We start from the raw sequence: 1301 nt of genomic DNA on the forward strand, positions 1-1301 counted from the left end.
AGGGTAGCGGACGCGGTCGCCGCGTGGGCGGCTTCGTAGGTGTTCGGGCTCACGTAGCCGATCGCGGAGTGGCGTCGGCGGGTGTTGTAGCGGTTCGCCCACCGGAACACGGCCCGGTAGGCGGTGGTCTGGTCGGGGAACGCCGTGGCGCCCTCGAGGAGCTCCCGCTTGAGCGCGGCGTTGACGCTCTCGGCCAGTGAGTTGTCGGCGCTCGTACCCACCGCACCCATGGACTGGGTCACCTTGAGATGCTCGCAGAGGGCCGCGTAGGCCTTCGAGGCGTAGACCGAGCCGTGGTCGGAGTGGAAGATCGCGCCGGCCAGTGACCCGCGGTCGCGGGCCGCAGCGCGCAGGGCGTCTTCGACGAGTTCGGTGCGCATGTGGTCGGCGACCTGCCAGCCCGCGAGCTTCCGCGACCCGAGGTCGATGCAGGTCGCGAGATACAGGTTCGACCCGTCGGCGATGGGGAGGTAGGTGATATCGCCGACGTACCGGCGGTTCGGCTCACCGATGGAGAAATCCCGCCCGATCAGGTCGGGGAACCGGCGTCCGGACTGGTCCGGGATCGTGGTCTTCACCCGTCGGCGCAGCCGGATCCCGGCAAGGTTGTTTTCGCGCATCACGCGGGCGACCCGCTTGTGGTTCACCCGCTCGGCAGCGGTGACGCCGTCGTTGAGGTCGGCGGTGATCCGTGGCGCCCCGTAGGCGCGGTCGCCACCCTGCGCAGGGTCCTGCAGCACCCGGATCCGCGCGGCGAGGGCCGCGTCTTCGGCAGCTCTCGCAGCCCGTCCCGGCGCTGCCGCCAGCCAGGCGTAGAACGACGACCTGGCGATCTCGATGACCTCACACAACCGCTTCACGCCGTAGGCGTCCTTGTGGTCCTCGACGAACTGGAAGCGGTTCACCAGTTCGTCTCCCCAGCGAAATACTTCGCCGCCTGACGGAGGATGTCCCGCTCCGTCTCGAGCTTGAGCCGCTCCGCTTCCAGCCGCGCGTTCTCGGCCTCGAGCCGGATGATCTTCGCCGCCGGCGACTCCGTCCGCCCCGCCGCGGGCGGCGATGTCGTCGTGTCGGCGGTCGTCGTCCCGGAGCCGCGCTTGTCGACCCACTCCCGCAGCGCACCGCGGGAGATCCCCAGATCCGCCGCGATCGCCTTCAACGTCGCCCCAGGCGTGGACTCGTACAAGTCCACCGCCCGCTGCCGGAACTCGTCCGTGTAGTTCTTCCTTGCCATCCCTTGGATTCTCGCTTCCCCAGCAACGTGCTGGAATCAGCGTGTCCAAGATCAGGGGTCAAGCGCC

General features: G+C 69.1%; 1 protein-coding gene. It reads right to left on the minus strand.

Going from position 1 to position 1301, the window contains the following annotated elements; genetic code table 11:
* Nucleotides 1-1234, minus strand: a protein-coding gene (locus WDU93_RS15220) for an IS3 family transposase (RefSeq protein WP_337322088.1) whose coding sequence is annotated in 2 segments (ribosomal slippage) — nucleotides 1-916 and nucleotides 916-1234 — 1235 coding nt annotated over the 2 segments. Because the reading frame shifts where the segments join, the coding sequence is not laid out codon by codon here. This gene is flagged as partial in the annotation.
* Nucleotides 1235-1301 lie beyond the last annotated feature (67 nt).

It is taken from the genome of Microbacterium istanbulense, assembly GCF_037204145.1.
GTDB classification, from domain to species: domain Bacteria; phylum Actinomycetota; class Actinomycetes; order Actinomycetales; family Microbacteriaceae; genus Microbacterium; species Microbacterium istanbulense.